Here is a 16,956-nt window from a genome sequence, read left to right on the forward strand (position 1 = left end):
CCAATTTATAGCAACGCGGCGCCGCTATCGGTCAGGTCCGCCTCAACAAATCGTCATCGTCGAGCATACATAGATCAAGCATGCCGTACGTATGGCGTGATGCCATCTGGGAGTTTACCGTGGAGGTTTGGAATCACCCGATCGGCGAAAGCCGCTGCCGTTCAAGGCAGCGACTGGAGCGGGCGAAGGGATTCGAACCCTCGACCCCAACCTTGGCAAGGTTGTGCTCTACCCCTGAGCTACGCCCGCTCTGGCGCCTGTGCCGCCGGTCTGTAACGACACGGTGGCGGGGTGAGGCGCGCTATTAGCCCGGGGTTTCGGATCCGGCAAGCGCCTTCTTTGCAAAATTTGCAGCGACCATCGCGAAGAATGTCCTTGGCGACTCCCCCAATAGAACATTACAAGAACAATTGTGAACGACTCGACCGCCCTGATCGCCCGCCTCAAGCGGATCGCGACGACCGGCCTGCCATCGCAGCGCGATGGCCGGGCGGTCGAGGCCTGGATGACCGAGGGCATGGCCAAGGCGCAGCTGCACGAGATCTTCGCGTCAGTCGACGATTCGGCAAGCGCCGCGGGTTTCGCGGTCGCGACAACTCTGGCCGCGCGAGCGGTGCCGTTATTGTGGCTGCGCACCGAGGCGAGCGAACGCCAGGGCGGGCGACTCCACGCAAACGGTCTGGTGGAAATGGGTCTCGACGTCTCGTCGCTGGTCCTCGCGCTGGTCGATGACGAGGCCAGCCTGTTGCGCACCGCCGCGGATGCCGCACGATGCCAGGGGCTGGGAACGCTGGTCATCGAATCCTGGGGTCGGGCGGCGAGCATCGATCTGACGGCGACGCGTCGGCTGATGCTGGCCGCCGAAACCTCGGGCGTGACCATACTCAGCCTCAGGATCGATGCGGCCCCCGTGCCCAGCGCCGCTGCGACGCGCTGGCAGGTGACATCGTGCCGGTCGCAACCGCTGGACGCGGACGCCCCGGGCAAGCCGGCCTTCGATATCGAATTGCTGCGTCGACGCGGAGGCCAGGCCGGCCTGCGCTGGCGCGTGGAGTGGAATCGTGACGCGTATGACTTCGAACAAGCCCTCCCCCAACCCGACATTGAAACCAGCATCGATACCGCGCCGCTATCTGGCGCTGGTATTCCCATGGTTGCCGATCGAGCGGCTGCGGACGATGCGCCCCCATCTGTTCGTCGGACGGGCTGAGGCACCGATCGCGTTCGTCGAGTCGGTTGCGGGCGGGGTACGGCTCAAGTCGCTCGACCGCGAAGCGCTTCGCGCCGGGCTCGAACCCGGGCTGACGCTTGCCGATGCGCGGGCACGCGTACCCGGACTCGAAACCTATCAGCATGATCCGCATGCCGATCACGAATGGCTCGAGCGGCTGGCGGACGGATGTCAGCGCTATACCCCGTCGGTCGCGCTCGATGCCCCGGACGGGTTGATCCTCGACATCGCCGGCTGCGTCCATGAATTCGAGGGTGAGCGCCGGCTTGCCGCCGATCTTGAGGAACGGCTGGCCCGCCGCGGCCTGCTGGTGCGACATGCCTTTGGCGACACGCCGGATACCGCGCGGGCGCTCGCGCGGTTCGCAGGGGCGCCTGCCCCCGACGAACGCCGCGCGGTGAAGCGCCTGCCGGTCGCAGCACTCGGCCTCGACGACGATGCGACGACCGCCTTGTCGCGCGCCGGGTTGAAGACGGTGGGCGACGTGATGGCACGCCCGCTCAGCGTGATCGCGGCGCGATTCGGCGAAGACGCCGCGATGATGATCCGCAGGCTCGACGGAACAGTGAAAGGCCCGATCGTGCCGCGGCAGACGATCGCACGGATCGGCGTCGAACGCCGCTTTGCCGAGCCGATCGCGCGGACCGACTATGCGCTCGAGATCCTGTCTGAGCTTGCGACCGAGGCCGGGATCCAGCTCGCCGAACGCCATGAGGGTGGCAGGCGCTGGGAGGCGAGGCTGTTTCGCGCCGACGGGCTTGTCCAGCGGTTGCGGATCGAGACGGGCCAGCCGACGCGCGACGTCGCCGTGCTGATGCGGCTGTTCCGCGAACGGATCGACAGTCTCGCCGACCCGCTCGACCCCGGCTTCGGCTATGACCTGATCCGCCTCGACATCGCGCTCGCCGAACGACTGGATGCGACTCAGCTGAAACTGGAGGGAGGGCAGAAGGGAGACGGCCAGGACCGGGATGGCCAGAACCGGAACGTGGCGCAGCTCGTCGACCAGCTCGGCACGCGGCTCGGTCGGGCACGGGTAAGGCGGTTCGCGGCGCGTGACAGCCATATTCCCGAACAGGCCGAACTGATGCTGCCGGCGGCGGACGCCGCCGCGGTCAGTGCACGCCCGGCGCCGTGGGCCGCCCCTGAATCGGGCGAACCGCCGCTGCGCCCGATCTATATGTTCGATCCCCCGCACCCGATCGAATCGATGATGGCCGAGGTCCCGGACGGTCCGCCGCACCGGTTCCGCTGGCGCCGCACCGTCCACGACGTCGCGCACAGCGAAGGCCCCGAACGCATCGCAGGCGAATGGTGGCGGCGTCAGGACATTCCGACGCGCGATTACTACCGGGTCGAGGATCGCCGCGGCCGCCGCTTCTGGATCTTCCGTCACGGCCTGTATTCCGAGGTCGAGACCCCGCGCTGGTATCTCCACGGCGTCTTCGCATGACCGCGCCGTGACCGCCTTTGCCGATTCCGCCTTTGCCGAACTCGTCGCGGCGACCAATTTCTCGTTCCTCGACGGCGCGAGCGATGCCGGAACCATGGTCGGTCGCGCGGTCGAGCTGGGCCTTGGTGGCATCGGCATCGCCGACCGCAACACCGTCGCCGGCGTGGTCCGCGCCCACCAGGCGCTGAAGAAGGCCAAAGACGGACTGCTGGGGATGATGCTGCCGCCGATCGACTTCCGGCTGATCGTCGGGGCGCGGCTGGTGTTCGAGGACGGGACCCCCGACATCGTCGCCTATCCTTCGACCCGGCGTGGCTGGGGGCGCCTGACCCGCTTGCTGACGGTCGGCAACCGTCGCGCCGAGAAAGGCGGCTGCATCCTCGGGCTCGGCGACCTGATCGCGCATCATGCCGACATGATGCTGGTGGTGATGCCCGAGAGCAGCGCACGCGGCGCAACGGCCGTATCGCCGCTGCCCGACGGTGACATGCTGCCCGAACGCCGCGACCGCGACCTGTCGAGCGTCCTCCACGCGGTGAAGCGGCTGGGGGCGGACTGTGTCTGGCTCGGCGTGACGATGCCGCGCGGCGGACGCGATCGGCGGCGGCTGGCACGGCTGGCGGGGCTCGCCGACGCGGCGAGCATACCCGTGCTCGCGACCACCGACGCGCTCTATGCCTATCCCGACGACCGCGACCTGCACGACATCGTCACCTGCATCCGCGAAGGCACCAGCATCCACAAGGCCGGTCGCCTGCTCGCCGCCAATGGCGAACGCCATCTGAAGGACACGGACGAGATGGCGCGGCTGTTCCGCGATCGTCCCGATGCGGTGGGACAAAGCGCCCGCCTGATGGCGCGGATCGCGTTCTCGCTCGACGACCTGCGCTACGAATATCCGCATGAGCCTGTCCCGCCGGGATGGGAGGCGCAGGACTGGCTGGAGCATCTCGTCTGGCAGACCGCGCTCGAACGCTATGACGACCGCGTACCCGACAGGATGCTGGCGCTGCTCCATGAGGAGTTCACGCTGATCCGCGAGAAGAACTATGCCTATTACTTCCTGACCGTCTCCGACATCGTCCGGTTTGCGCGCAGCTGCGACCCGCCGATCCTGTGTCAGGGCCGCGGTTCGGCCGCCAATTCAGTGGTCTGCTATCTGCTCGGCGTCACCTCGGTCGATCCGATGAAATACGACCTGCTCTTCTCGCGCTTCGTCTCCAGCGAACGCGACGAGCCCCCCGATATCGACGTCGATTTCGAGCATGAGCGGCGCGAGGAGGTGATGCAGTATATTTATCGCCGCTATGGCCGCGACCGCGCGGCGATCGCCGCGACGGTGATCCATTATCGCCCCAAGAGCACGGTGCGCGAGGTCGGCAAGGCGCTGGGCCTGACCGAAGACGTGACGCAGAAATTGACGAGCACCGTCTGGGGCAGTTTTTCGAGCCGGTTCGACGAACGCCGCTTCACCGAAACCGGGTTCGATCCCGACAATCCCGAGATCGCGCGGCTTCGCGAGATGGTCGACCGGCTGCTCGAATTTCCGCGGCATCTGTCACAGCATGTCGGCGGGTTCGTGCTGACGCAGGGACGGCTCGACGAAATGGTGCCGATCCACAACGGCGCGATGGCGGACCGCACCTTCATCGAATGGGACAAGGACGATATCGACGCGCTGGGGCTGATGAAGGTCGATATCCTCGCGCTCGGCATGCTGACCTGCATCCGCAAGAGCTTCGACCTGATGCGCGAGCATGGCCACGGCGATCACCTGCTCGACACGATCGCCGTCGCCGAGGACGACCGTGTCTATGACATGCTGTGCAGGGGCGACAGCATCGGCGTGTTCCAGGTCGAAAGCCGCGCGCAGATCAACATGCTGCCGCGGCTGCGTCCGCGCAAACTCTATGATCTGGTGGTGCAGGTCGCGATCGTCCGCCCCGGACCGATCGAGGGCGACATGGTCCATCCCTATCTCCGCCGTCGCAGCGGCAAGGAGAAGGTCGACTTCCCCTCGCCCCACCCGCGTTTCGGCCCGCCCGACGAACTTCAGCAACTGCTGCGCTTCACCTATGGCGTGCCGCTGTTCCAGGAACAGGCGATGAAGCTGGCGATCGTCGCGGCCGGGTTCACGCCGGGCGAAGCGAACCAGTTGCGCAAGTCGATGGCGACGTTCCGCAAGGTCGGCGGCATGGATAACTTCCAGGCCAAGCTGATCGGTGGCATGGTTCGCCGTGGCTATGAGGCGGAGTTCGCCGAACGCTGTTTCAAACAGATCGAGGGGTTCGGATCCTACGGCTTTCCCGAAAGCCATGCGCTGTCGTTCGCGCGGCTGGTCTATGTCTCGTCGTGGATCAAATGCTTTCACCCCGCGGTGTTCACCTGCGCGCTGCTCAATTCGCAGCCCATGGGGTTCTACGCCCCGGCACAGCTGGTGCGCGACGCGGTCGAACACGGGGTGACCGTGCTGCCCGTCGACGTGAATGCGAGCCTGTGGGACAATGGCCTCGAAGCCGGCACCACGGTCGGACAGGAATCGTTGCGCCTCGGCTTTCGGCAGGTCGACGGGTTCCGTGCGGAATGGGCGCACAATCTCGTCGCGGCGCGCACGCTCGCGCGCTTCACCGGGATCGAGGACCTTGCCCGCCGCGCCGACCTGCCGCAGCGCGCGATGAACCTGCTCGCCGACGCGGATGCGTTCCGCTCGCTCGCCAAGGATCGCCGCGAGGCGCTGTGGGACGTCCGCCGTACCCCGCCCAGGCAGCTCGCGCTGTTCGCCGCCGCCGATGTGCCCGAGCTGGGCGTCGAACCCGATGCACAGCTTCCCGCGATGCCCCTGTCCGAACAGGTCGCTGCGGATTACCAGACGACCGGCCTGTCGCTGAAGGCGCATCCGATGGCGTTCCTGCGCGATCGCTTCGCCGCCGAGGGAATCCTGTCGAGCGCGCAGGCCTGTGCCACCAGGGACGGCCGGCGCGCCAGGGTCGCGGGCATCGTCCTCGTCCGCCAGCGCCCGGGGAAGGGCAATGCGATCTTCGTGACGATCGAGGACGAGACCGGCGTCACCAACGGACTGATCTGGGCGCGCGATTTCGAGGCGAACCGCCGCGCGGTGATGGCCTCGCGGCTGATGGTTCTCGAAGGGGTGATCCAGCGCAGCGAGGAGGGCGTCACGCATCTGATCGCATCGCGCGTCCAGGATCGCAGCGCGATGCTCCGGTTCCTGTCCGAGGACCATGCACTCGATGCGCCATTGTGCCGCGCGGACGAAGTGGTCCGTTCCGTTCCGACGCGCAGTCCGGATTCACGGACGTCGCTGTCGCAACCCTCGCGCGCGCAGCATCCCCGCGACGTGCGTGTCCTGCCCAAGTCGCGCGACTTCCATTGAGAGTGTCGGTAAGATGGTGGCAATCACCGCGCCGCCGCCCCAGATAGCGCAAAGTTCAATACGGGAGTGTATGTTGGCCACGCTTGGAATGTCGCCTGCCGAGAAGGACGCCGTCGAGGCGTTCCGTCGCGATGTCGTCGAACCGTCGATGACGAAACTCGTGATCATCGACTTCTGGGCGGAATGGTGCGGGCCGTGCAAGGCGCTCGGGCCGACGCTCGAAAAGGTCGCCGCCGATTATGCGGACAAGGGCGTCGTGCTGGCGAAGGTCGATACCGACAAGAACCAGTTCATTGCCGCGCAATTCCAGATCAAGTCGATCCCGACCGTCTATGCGATGTACCAGGGACAGCTGGTTGCCGACATGACCAGCGCACGCACCGACTCACAACTGCGTGTGATCCTCGATCAGTTGCTCAAGCAGCTGCCGATAGAAGCGGAGGCCAATACCGACGCCCCCGACATCGAACCGCTGATCGCGATGGGCGAGGAGGTCCTTGCCGAGGGCGACGGGGAACGCGCGCTCGGTATCTTCCGCCAGATCGCCGACATGGCCCCCGAACACCCCGCGGTCCATGCCGGCTTCGTCCGCGCGCTCGTCCTGACCGGGCAGCTCGACGAGGCGGCGGACTGGCTTGCGAACCTGGACCCCGCGATCGCCAAGGATCCGGCGATCCACCGCGCGCAGGCCGCGCTGGCGCTGGCCCAGTCCGCGCCGCCGGTCGCCGACCTGTCGCCACTGATCGCCGCGGTCGAGGCAGCACCAGACGATTTGGCCGCGCGCTTCGCACTCGCAAACGGCCAGATGGCGGCGAACGACCGCGATGCCGCCGCGGACAACTTTCTCGCCATCATCGCCGCGGATCGCGACTGGAACGAGAGCGCCGCGCGGACGCAGCTGCTGAAATTGTTCGAGGTGGTGGGCCTCGAGGATCCCTGGGTCTCTGGACAGCGGCGGCGCCTGTCTGCGATCCTGTTCGGATGACGACCCGGCTCTCCATCTTCCCCCTGCCCGGCGCGCTGCTGTTCCCGGGCATGCAGTTGCCGCTGCACCTGTTCGAGCCGCGCTATCGGGCAATGATCAGCGACGCGATGGCGCGCGACCGGCGGATCGGCATGATCCAGCCGCGCGGTGATGATGGAGAGCTCTACGCACTGGGCTGCGTCGGCAAGATCGCCGAGGTCGAGGCGCTCGAGGACGGACGGTACAATGTCGTCCTCGAGGGCGTCGCGATGTTCCGCATCGTCCGCGAACTTGATGTCACCACACCCTTCCGCCAGGTCGAGGCCGAACTGCTGCCGGTGATCGAGGACGACACGCTGTCGCTCGGCCGGCGCTCGTCGCTCGAACTCGAATCGCGTCGCTTTGCCGACGTGCAGGGCTATGCGGTCGACTGGGACGCGGTCGCGCGGCTCGACGACGAGAGTCTGGTCAACGGCATCGCGCAGATCGCCCCGTTCGATTCCGCCGCCAAGCAGGCGCTGCTCGAGGCCCCCGACATCGAAACGCGCGCCGAGCTGATCATCCAGCTGATGCAGTTTTTCGGGCGACACGACGGCGACGAACAGGTGACGCTGCAATGAGCGGGCTCGATCCCTGGCTGCTCGAACGCCTCGTCTGTCCGGTGTCGCGCACGCCCCTGCGCTACGACGAAGCCGCGCAGGAGCTGATCTCCGATGCCGCCGGGCTCGCCTATCCGGTCCGCGACGGCGTGCCGGTGATGCTGGTCGAAGAGGCGCGGCCAATCGATGGTGCTGCAACCGCCTGATGGCGAAACCAGACCGCCGCCTCGTCATCCTGGGGGCGGCCTGGAGCGTCGGGCTCGCGGCATCGGGATGGTCGCCCTTTGATCGCGCCACCTGGTGGATGGAGGTGGCGCCCGTCCTGATCGCCTTTCCGATCCTGGTGGCGCTGCGTCACCGGTTCGCCTTCACCCCTCTGGCGCTGTCCCTGATCGCGTTTCATGGCTTCGTGCTGATGCTGGGTGGCGCCTATAGCTATGCCCGCGTCCCGGCCGGTTTCATGGTGCAGGACTGGCTGCATCTCGCGCGCAATCCCTATGACCGGTTCGGTCACCTGATCCAGGGATTCGTCCCCGCGATCGTGCTGCGCGAACTGTTGATCCGGGGTCGGCATATCGCCTCGCCACGGCTGCTGACCATCACCGCCCTCGCCTATTGCCTCGCCATCAGCGCGCTGTACGAACTGATCGAATTCGGTGCGGCGGTTTCGCTCGGCGAGGGCGCAGACGCGTTTCTCGGGACGCAGGGCGACCCCTGGGATACGCAGTGGGACATGCTGATGTGCCTGGTCGGCGCCGCGCTCGCCGTCATGCTGCTGTCCCGCCCGCACGATCGCCAGATCGCGCGGACGGGCGATGGTCAGATCGTCAGACCCTGAAGCAGCTTGGGCAGGTCGCCGCTCTCACCCCGCGCCTCTGCCATGAAGCGATCCTTGAGCGGCGGTAGCGCGTTGACCGCGCTGATGCCGAAGCGGCGCACCGCACTCGCGGTCTTGCCGGGCATGCCGAACAGCCGGGTCAGCGTGTCGGTCGCGGCCGCGGTCATGAACGTGTCGAGCCCGCGCCAGCGCTGATAGCGCGCGAGCAGCGCCGCATCGCCGAGGTCGAGGCCGAGGCGTTTGCCCTCGACCAGGACTTCGGCCAGCGTCGCCACGTCGCGAAAGCCGAGATTGAGCCCTTGTCCAGCGATCGGGTGGATGCCGTGCGCCGCATCGCCGACCAGCGCGAGCCGCGTGTCGGTAATGCGCGCCGCGTGCTGAAAGCCGAGCGGATAGGAGGAGCGCGGCGTCAGCTTCGACAGCTCGCCGAGAAAGCCGCCCATGCGCTTGCTCGCCTCGGCGAGGAACGCGCGGTCACCCATCTTGAGCATCCCTGCGGCGTTTTTCGTGTCGACCGTCCACACGATAGCGGAGCGATGCCCCTCCGCATCGTCGGGCAGCGGCAGCAGCGCAAACGGGCCGCTGGCGTAGAAGATCTCGTAGGCGACATCCTCATGCGAGCGTTCGTGATGAAAGGCGGCGATGATCGCGGTGTGATCATAGGACCAGTGCGCCATCGTGATCCCGGCCGCCTCGCGCGTCGGCGACTTGCGCCCCTCGGCGACAACGACCAGCGGCGCGCGGACCACCGCGCCCGAATCGAGCGTCGCGGTCACCCCCGCGGCGCTGCGGTCGAGATCGGTCGCGCGCGTCATCATCCGCAGGTCGACATGCGCCGCCGCGCTCGCGGCATCGAACAGCGTGTGACGGAGCAGCTTGTTCTCGTACATCGTGCCCAGCGCGCCGTCGTCCGCGGCGGGGACGAAATCGAGCTTGCCCGGTTCCAGCCCGTCGCTGACGCGAATCTGGCGGATCGCGCAGCCCTGCCCCGCCAGCGTCGCGCCGACGCCGATCGCATCGAGCATCCGGTGGCTCGCGCTCGCGACGGCCGAAGCCCGGCCATCGAAGCCCGGCGCCAGCGTGACCGCGGGGTCCGCCGGATCGATCACGATCGTCGAGATGCCGTGCACGTCGAGCGCCACGGCGAGCGTCGCACCGACCAGCCCGCCACCGAGGATGAGTACATCTGTGTCCATGATGCCGCTCTATCCCGCCCGCCCGCCGCTGCCAACGTCGATCCGGGGTCGCTTTAACCCGTGTTGTCGCGTGCTCGCCTTGACGTCGGACCCGCCCGGCGCGATGAAAAGTCGGATTTTCGCACATTGAAGGATTTGAGGTCATGGCCAGCCGCGCGCAGCCAGCCTTATGGCGTGAGACGGTAAAGGCGGGGGCGGTGCGCAGCGGCGCGCTGATCGCCGCGATCGCGCTGTTCGTCGCGACGTTGCTGATGGCGCTGGCGCTGGCCAGCTATCATGCCAGCGATCCGGCGCTGAACACCGCGTCGGGCGGCTATCCGGCCAACCTGATCGGCCCGCCGGGCGCGTGGTTCGCCGATATCGCGCTGTCGCTGTTCGGCCCCGCCGTCGCGCTGCTGCTGCCGGTCGGGCCGATCCTTGCGATGCGGCTGTGGCGCGACCTGCCGGTCGGACGCTGGGCGCGGATGCTGCGCGGTGCGACTCTCGGCGTTGCGCTGATGGCCAGCGCGCTCGCCTTCGTGTCCGACGCGTCGGTGCTCGCACTTCCCGCAGGCTGGGGTGGCATCATCGGCCTGTCGGTCGCCAATGCGGTGCATTGGGGTCTTGGTTTCCTGGGCCAGCCGGTCGCCGAACTCTGGTCGGCGCGCGCCGTCGGGCTCGTCGCCGCGATCGCGGGGGCGATCGTCTGGGGCAAGAGCATCGAGATCGATCTGGGCGAGCGCAAGTGGCGCTTCCGGCGCAACCGGATCCCGGCGCTCGGCTATGATGACGGGGCCGACGGCTATGTCGGTGGGCCTGACGACGAGGACGAGCCGCTGACGCTGACGCGCAAGCCCGTCGAGCCGCGCGCGATCGCCGAACCCGATCCACGCCCCGCGCCCGTCATCGCCGACCGCCAGAACGCGCCGTCGCAGGCGAAACCCAAGGAACGCCAGCTCGACCTGCGCGACAATTACACGCTGCCGAGCGTCGACCTGCTGACGCCGTCGCCGCCGAGCCAGGGCAATGTCGTCGACAAGGCCGGGCTCGAACGCAACGCGCGGCTGCTGGAGAACGTGCTCGACGATTTCCACGTCAAGGGATCGATCATCGAGGTGCGGCCGGGGCCGGTCGTGACGATGTACGAGCTCGAACCCGCGCCCGGCATCAAGGCGAGCCGCGTGATCGCGCTGGCCGACGACATCGCGCGCAACATGTCGGCGATCTCCGCACGCGTCGCGGTGATCCCGGGACGCAATGTGATCGGCATCGAACTGCCCAATGCGCGGCGCGAGGCGGTCTCGCTCCACGAGCTCGTCGGCAGCCAGACGTTCGAGGATCAGGCCGCGCAGCTGCCGATCATCCTGGGCAAGAACATCGCGGGCGATTCGGTGATCGCCGATCTCGCGCCGATGCCGCATCTGCTGGTCGCCGGGACGACAGGCTCGGGCAAGTCGGTCGGGCTCAACAGCATGATCCTGTCGCTGCTGTACAAGCTGACGCCGAACCAGTGCCGGATGATCATGATCGATCCGAAGATGCTCGAACTGAGCATGTATGACGACATCCCGCATCTGCTGTCGCCGGTCGTGACCGATCCCGCCAAGGCGGTGCGCGCGCTGAAATGGGCGGTTGAGACGATGGAGGATCGCTATCGCCAGATGTCCTCCGTCGGCGTGCGCAGCCTCGCGGGCTTCAACGACAAGGTGCGCGGTGCCAAGGCCAAGGGGCAACCCCTGGGTCGGAAGGTGCAGACCGGCTATCACCCCGACACCGGCGCGCCGATGTACGAGGAGGAGAAGCTCGAATATGACGTGTTGCCGCAGATCGTGGTGATCGTCGACGAGCTGGCCGATCTGATGATGACCGCGGGCAAGGAGGTCGAATTCCTCATCCAGCGATTGGCGCAGAAGGCGCGCGCGGCGGGCATCCACCTGATCATGGCGACGCAGCGGCCGTCGGTCGACGTGATCACCGGCGTCATCAAGGCAAACCTGCCGACGCGCATCAGCTTCCATGTCACGTCGAAGATCGATTCGCGCACCATTCTCGGCGAACAGGGCGCCGAACAGCTGCTGGGCAAGGGCGACATGCTCTACATGCCCGGCGGCAAGGGCATCGTCCGCGTCCACGGGCCGTTCGTCAGCGATGACGAGGTCCGGCTGGTGGCGGATCACTGGCGGTCGCAGGGCCTGCCCGATTACATCTCGTCGGTAACCGAGGAGCCCGAGGACGGCTTCACGCTCGAAGGCTCCCCGACCGGCGAGGATTCGGCGGAGGACCAGCAATATCGCAACGCCATCCAGCTGGTCTGCGAATCGCAAAAGGCGTCGACCTCGTGGCTGCAGCGGCAGTTGCGGATCGGCTACAACTCGGCCGCCCGGTTGATCGAGCGGATGGAAAAGGACGGCATCGTCGGCCGGCCCGATCATGTCGGACGCCGCGAGGTCCTGCGCGATACCGAAGGGCATGCGATCTGAGGGGTTGAGGGGGGGCGTCCAGCACACCCCTGCCCGTCATCCCAGCGAAGGCTGCGATCCAGAGCCCCAAGACCCGGCCTATGCGGCGCTGGATCCCGGGTCAGGCCCAGGATGACGGAGGCTCTGGCGGCGATGACCCGATCCTCACGCATCCCAGTTCACAACCCGTTCAAGCCGGGCCCGGCATTGCCCGGCGTCCAAGGAGATTTCGATGTTCAACACCCGCCCCGCGGTGATCGCGACGATCGCCGCCCTCTCGGTCGCCGCCGTGCCGTCGCCGATCGCCGCACAGGCGACCGGCGACCTCGCCGCCGTCCAGAAGCACCTGCAATCGGTCACGACGATGACCGCCGACTTTTCGCAGGCGGATCGCAACGGCAAGGTGCTGACCGGCGTGCTGACGCTCAAGAAGCCGGGCAAGCTGCGGTTTCAATATGAGAAGGGCGTGCCGATCCTGATCGTCGCCGAGGGCGGCGCACTGACCTTCATCGACTATTCGGTGAAGCAGGTGCAGCGCTGGCCGATCAAGAATTCGCCGCTCGGCGTGCTGCTCGACCCCAGTCGCGACATCACGCGCTATGCCAAGCTGGTCCCCGGCTATGACAACCGCGTCGTCTCGGTCGAGGCGAACGACCCCAAGCATCCTGAATATGGCCGCATCACTTTGGTGTTCGCACGCGATGCCGCCGCCCCCGGCGGGCTGATGCTGCAGGGCTGGGTCGCACTCGACAGCCAGAACAACCGGACCACCATCCGCCTGTCCAAGCAGAAGTTCGGCGGACCGGTCAGCGACAACACCTTCCGGTGGAACGACCCGCGCCGGACCCGGTAAGTCTGGTCACCTCCTGAAAATGAACGGCATTGTCGTTTCATTCATCCCGGCGACAGGTTCCTGGCGCTAGGGGCTGAGTCGCGGATGTGGGGCATTCGGGATTTTTCCCCCTGTTGCCCGGATGGTGTCCCCATTGTCTGCCTGCGTGACGAACGCTGAGTCGGCCCTCGCTCCACGCCCCCGGAGCGGGGGTCTTTTCGTTGATCGACACGCCGCCGCGCGATCCTTGTCGCCACCCCCACGCGGCGCTACATCGCACGCGTGAAAATCGTCTCCTGGAACATCAACTCGGTCCGCTTCCGGATCGCCATCGTCGAGCAGTTTCTGAAGGAAGCCGCGCCCGACATCCTGTGCCTCCAGGAAACCAAGGTCGTCGACGACGACTTCCCCTTCGATACGTTCCGCGCGCTCGGCTATGAGCATATCGTGCTTCACGGCCAGCGCATGCATCACGGCGTCGCGATCCTGAGCAAGGTGCCGATCGTCGCCGACGACCGGTTTGACTGGCAGGCGAACAGCGAAGCCCGCCACGTCGGCGTGCGCCTGGAAAACGGCGTGCGGCTGGAGAATGTCTATATTCCCGCTGGCGGCGACGTGCCCGACCGCGACGCCAATCCGAAATTCGGCCAGAAGCTCGACTTTCTGGAGCGGATGACGCGCTGGTCGGAAACGCTAAGCGGCCCGACGATCCTGGTCGGCGATTTCAACATCGCGCCGCTTGAGGCGGACGTCTGGAGCCACAAGCAGCTGCTCGACGTCGTCAGCCATACGCCGGTCGAGGTCGAGGCGCTGGCCCGGCTCCAGGCAGCGGGAAACTGGGTCGATCTCGGCCGCCGCTTCCATCCCGCCCCTGCGCGGCTGTTCACCTGGTGGAGCTACCGCGCGAAGGACTGGGCGACGTCCGATCGCGGGCGGCGGCTCGATCACATGTGGGCGACGGGCGCGGCCGCGGAGGCCGCGATCGCGCATCACGTCTTCGAGCCGTGCCGCAGCTGGCTCAAGCCCTCCGACCATATCCCGATCCTGACCGAGTTCGCCTTTTGAGCGATCGCCCCAATCCGCGCGCCGCGGCCCGCGCGGTCGATGCCCTGCGCCGCGGCTGGCCGATCGCGATCGACGGACTGACGTTGCTCGCGGTCGAGACGGCGGACGCGGACCGGCTCGCGGCATTCGATCCACCGGCGACCGGCGGCGTGCTGATCTCGTCTGGACGGGCGGTGACGCTGAAGCTCGCCAATCAGCTCGAGGCGGCCGACCCGACCGCCCCCGTCCTGGTCGATCGCGCGCCCTGGATCGATTTTCCTGCCGCGACCGCGCTTGCCGACCCGCAGTTCGACCTCGCGACGCCGCTCAAGGGTCCGTTCCGCACCCTGCCCGTCCCGCATCCCGACGCAGCCGCGGCGGCGTTGCGGCTCGCACGGATCGCCGGGCTGTTGCCCGCCTTCTTCCTGGGCAGCGGCGCGCCCGAGGCGATCGCGACCGCCGCCGATATCGATGCGCATGAGGATGCGACCCGGCTCGTCATCGCGACCCGCGCACGCTTGCCGGTCGAGGGCGCGGAGGATGCCGAGATCGTCGCCTTCCGCTCGCCGGAAAGCGCCGATGAACACATCGCCCTCCTGATCGGGCAGCCGAACGGCGATGCCCCGCTCGTCCGGCTGCACAGCGAGTGCCTGACCGGTGACGTGCTCGGCAGCCTCAAATGCGACTGCGGGCCGCAGCTCCACGCCGCGATCCACGCGATCCGGCACAGCGGCTGGGGCATATTGCTCTATCTGCGTCAGGAGGGGCGCGGCATCGGCCTGGTCAACAAGCTGCGCGCCTATGCGCTGCAGGATCAGGGGTTCGACACGGTCGACGCCAATACCCGGCTGGGCTTCGCGATCGATGCACGCGATTTCGGCGTTGCCGCGCGGATGCTGAGCCTGCTCGGCCAGAACCGGGTCCGGCTGCTCACCAACAATCCGGCCAAGGTCGCCGGGCTCGAGGCGACTGGTGTGACGGTGGCGGAGCGCGTCCCCCATGCGCTGCCCGCCAATCCGCACAATGCCCGCTATCTCGCGACCAAGCGCGACCGCACCGGACATCAGCTTTGATTGATATACCTCCCTCGCGGCGGCTGATCGTCGTGTTCGGCGCCGCGGTGCGTGCGGATGGCAGCCCGAGCCCGACGCTCGAGCGACGGATCGCGTTCGCGGCAGCGGCGGCAGCGCGCTATACCGAGGCGGACCTGTTCTGTTCGGGCGCGATCGGCCGTCATGGTCCGTCGGAGGCGTCGGTGATGGCCGACCGGCTGGCCGAAACGGTCGATCGGTCGCGGATCCACCTCGACGAAGCCAGTCTCGATACACTGCAGAGCGTGGTCGCAGCGACCCGGTTCGCCCGCGCGGGGCAGTATGCCCAGTGCATGATCTGCACCGACGGCTATCACCAGCCGCGCATCCGCATGTTGTTCGCGATGCTGGGGATGCCCGCCAGCGCGATCCACGTCCCGCATGGCGGCAGCCGCCGCTACCAGATCAAGATGCGCGCACGCGAGGCTGCGGCGATCCCCTATGACCTGGTGGCGGGCGTCGGCGCGATCCTGCGCAGGCGGCGGGCCTAGGCCCCCTCTCGCAGGACGCGCGCCACCGCCTCGAAATCGTCGGCCAGCGCATCGACGCCGATCGCCTTCAGCCGCGCGCCGTGGTCCGGCCCGCAATGCGACCCCGCGGACAGTCCGATGACATAGCCGCCCGAGGCCACCGCGCCGGTCGCGCCGACCGGCGAATCCTCGAGGATCGCGGTCCGGCCGATATCGACGCCCAGCCGTTCGGCACCATACAGATAGAGATCAGGCGCAGGTTTGCCGTTCGTGACATGCTCGCGGCCGCTGTAGAGATGATCGCCGAACGCGTCGCGCAGGCCGATATGGTCGAGGTGCCGCGCGATCCAGCGGGTCGGGCTCGACGAGACGATCGCCTTGGGCAGATCGGCCGGCAAGGCGCGCACGAAGGCGACCGCACCCGCGATCGCATCGATACCGGCGGCCATCACGCGGTCGTCCTCCGCCTTGCGCGCCGCGTAGAACGCCTCGGGCAGCGGCCGGTCGATCCAGCGCTCGATCGCGTCGACGAACTGCGGCCCGGCAAGCCCCATGAAGTTCGCCATCGACTCCTCCGCGGTGATCGGATGCCCTGCCGCGGTCAGCCATTCGGCGATATGGCGGTTGCCGAGCGCCTCGCTGTCGATCAGCACCCCGTCGAAATCGAACAGCAGCGCGTCGAACCGGACCGCGCCGGTCATGCGCGATGCCCCCGCGCGCCGAACAGCGCGCTGCCGATCCGGACATGCGTCGCGCCGATCGTCACCGCGGTCTCGAAGTCGTCGGACATGCCCATGCTCAGCCCCGACAGCCCGCAATCGCGCGCAAGCTTTGCCAGCAGCGCGAAATAGGGCGCAGGCTCGACGTCGGCGGGAGGCAGGCACATCAGCCCCGCAACCGGGAGGTCGGCCGCGCGGGCCGCGTCGAGCAGCGCGGGCAGGTCGGCGATCGCACAGCCGCCCTTTTGCGGCTCATCACCGATATTCACCTGGAGATAGCAGTCGGGGCGCCGCCCGCTCTCGCGCATCGCCTTGCCGAGCGCCGTGACCAGCGACGGACGATCGACGACATGGATGCAGTCGAACAACGCGACGGCATCCGCCGCCTTGTTCGACTGCAACTGCCCGATCAGGTGCAGGACGACGTCGGGGTATCGCGCCTTGAGCGATGGCCATTTGTCCGCCGCTTCCTGGACGCGATTCTCGCCGAATATCCGCTGACCCTGTTCGAGCAGGGGTTCGATCGCCGCCGCCGGATGCGTCTTCGACACCGCGATCAAGGCGACGTCCTCGGGCTTGCGACCGGCAATCTCGGCAGCCTTGGCAATCCGCGCGCGGATCTCGGCCAGGCGCTGCGCGCGGTCGGTTTCGTCGGTCATGCCGTTCGTGTCTGTCATGCGGGGCGCTATA

General features: G+C 67.5%; 15 protein-coding genes and 1 tRNA gene. 12 read left to right on the forward strand and 4 right to left on the reverse strand.

The window, feature by feature from the left end; all coding sequences use genetic code 11:
* Positions 1-174: 174 nt before the first annotated feature.
* Positions 175-249 (reverse strand) — tRNA-Gly (locus tag SOM18_RS12460).
* A gap of 163 nt (positions 250-412) precedes the next feature.
* Between SOM18_RS12460 and SOM18_RS12465 the strand changes: the two genes are divergently transcribed.
* The 7 genes from SOM18_RS12465 to SOM18_RS12495 all read left to right on the forward strand — a co-directional run bounded on the left by SOM18_RS12465 (position 413) and on the right by SOM18_RS12495 (position 8,476).
* A complete protein-coding gene (locus SOM18_RS12465; RefSeq protein ID WP_031440882.1) occupies positions 413-1,210 on the forward strand; it encodes an ImuA family protein in 798 nt (265 codons plus the stop codon).
* Positions 1,179-2,684, forward strand: coding sequence for a Y-family DNA polymerase (locus SOM18_RS12470; protein ID WP_235188385.1), 1,506 nt, complete (start codon positions 1,179-1,181; stop codon positions 2,682-2,684). Before SOM18_RS12465 ends, SOM18_RS12470 begins: the two co-directional genes overlap by 32 nt.
* Positions 2,685-2,691: 7 nt before the next feature.
* Positions 2,692-6,075, forward strand: a complete 3,384-nt coding sequence (locus tag SOM18_RS12475; RefSeq protein ID WP_031440884.1) for an error-prone DNA polymerase — start codon at positions 2,692-2,694, stop codon at positions 6,073-6,075.
* A gap of 88 nt (positions 6,076-6,163) precedes the next feature.
* Positions 6,164-7,060 (forward strand): tetratricopeptide repeat protein, encoded by an 897-nt coding sequence (locus SOM18_RS12480; protein WP_031440885.1) that lies wholly within the window; start codon positions 6,164-6,166, stop codon positions 7,058-7,060.
* Entirely contained in the window at positions 7,057-7,659 is a 603-nt protein-coding gene (locus tag SOM18_RS12485; protein WP_031395355.1) for an LON peptidase substrate-binding domain-containing protein, read from the forward strand. The genes SOM18_RS12480 and SOM18_RS12485 overlap by 4 nt, the downstream gene beginning before the upstream one ends.
* Complete coding sequence (locus SOM18_RS12490) at positions 7,656-7,844, forward strand: Trm112 family protein (protein WP_031440886.1); 189 nt, start codon at positions 7,656-7,658, stop codon at positions 7,842-7,844. Before SOM18_RS12485 ends, SOM18_RS12490 begins: the two co-directional genes overlap by 4 nt.
* A complete protein-coding gene (locus tag SOM18_RS12495; RefSeq protein ID WP_031440887.1) occupies positions 7,844-8,476 on the forward strand; it encodes a DUF2238 domain-containing protein in 633 nt (210 codons plus the stop codon). Before SOM18_RS12490 ends, SOM18_RS12495 begins: the two co-directional genes overlap by 1 nt.
* Here SOM18_RS12495 and SOM18_RS12500 read toward each other — a convergent pair.
* Positions 8,458-9,672: a UbiH/UbiF/VisC/COQ6 family ubiquinone biosynthesis hydroxylase gene (locus tag SOM18_RS12500; RefSeq protein ID WP_031440888.1), complete on the reverse strand. Its 1,215-nt coding sequence runs from the start codon at positions 9,670-9,672 to the stop codon at positions 8,458-8,460. The two genes, SOM18_RS12495 and SOM18_RS12500, sit on opposite strands and share 19 nt — an antisense overlap.
* Before the next feature lie 143 nt (positions 9,673-9,815).
* Between SOM18_RS12500 and SOM18_RS12505 the strand changes: the two genes are divergently transcribed.
* From SOM18_RS12505 to SOM18_RS12525, 5 genes are all read left to right on the forward strand, one after another.
* Positions 9,816-12,131, forward strand: coding sequence for a DNA translocase FtsK (locus SOM18_RS12505; protein ID WP_031440889.1), 2,316 nt, complete (start codon positions 9,816-9,818; stop codon positions 12,129-12,131).
* Positions 12,132-12,342: 211 nt separating this feature from the next.
* Positions 12,343-12,963: a LolA family protein gene (locus tag SOM18_RS12510; protein ID WP_031395416.1), complete on the forward strand. Its 621-nt coding sequence runs from the start codon at positions 12,343-12,345 to the stop codon at positions 12,961-12,963.
* Between the two features lie 261 nt (positions 12,964-13,224).
* Entirely contained in the window at positions 13,225-14,007 is a 783-nt protein-coding gene (locus tag SOM18_RS12515; protein ID WP_037528589.1) for an exodeoxyribonuclease III, read from the forward strand.
* Positions 14,004-15,059, forward strand: coding sequence for a GTP cyclohydrolase II (ribA, locus tag SOM18_RS12520; protein ID WP_031440892.1), 1,056 nt, complete (start codon positions 14,004-14,006; stop codon positions 15,057-15,059). Before SOM18_RS12515 ends, ribA begins: the two co-directional genes overlap by 4 nt.
* Positions 15,056-15,568, forward strand: coding sequence for a YdcF family protein (locus SOM18_RS12525; protein ID WP_051916637.1), 513 nt, complete (start codon positions 15,056-15,058; stop codon positions 15,566-15,568). The genes ribA and SOM18_RS12525 overlap by 4 nt, the downstream gene beginning before the upstream one ends.
* On the opposite strand, the gene SOM18_RS12530 is transcribed toward SOM18_RS12525, so the two are convergent.
* Together SOM18_RS12530 and SOM18_RS12535 are read right to left on the reverse strand one after the other, a co-directional pair.
* Entirely contained in the window at positions 15,565-16,248 is a 684-nt protein-coding gene (locus SOM18_RS12530; RefSeq protein WP_031440893.1) for an HAD family hydrolase, read from the reverse strand. The genes SOM18_RS12525 and SOM18_RS12530 overlap by 4 nt on opposite strands.
* A complete protein-coding gene (locus tag SOM18_RS12535; RefSeq protein ID WP_235188386.1) occupies positions 16,245-16,943 on the reverse strand; it encodes a YggS family pyridoxal phosphate-dependent enzyme in 699 nt (232 codons plus the stop codon). The genes SOM18_RS12530 and SOM18_RS12535 overlap by 4 nt, the downstream gene beginning before the upstream one ends.
* Positions 16,944-16,956 lie beyond the last annotated feature (13 nt).

The sequence above is a fragment of the Sphingomonas sp. CFBP9019 genome (assembly GCF_034045155.1).
Lineage (GTDB): Bacteria > Pseudomonadota > Alphaproteobacteria > Sphingomonadales > Sphingomonadaceae > Sphingomonas > Sphingomonas aerolata.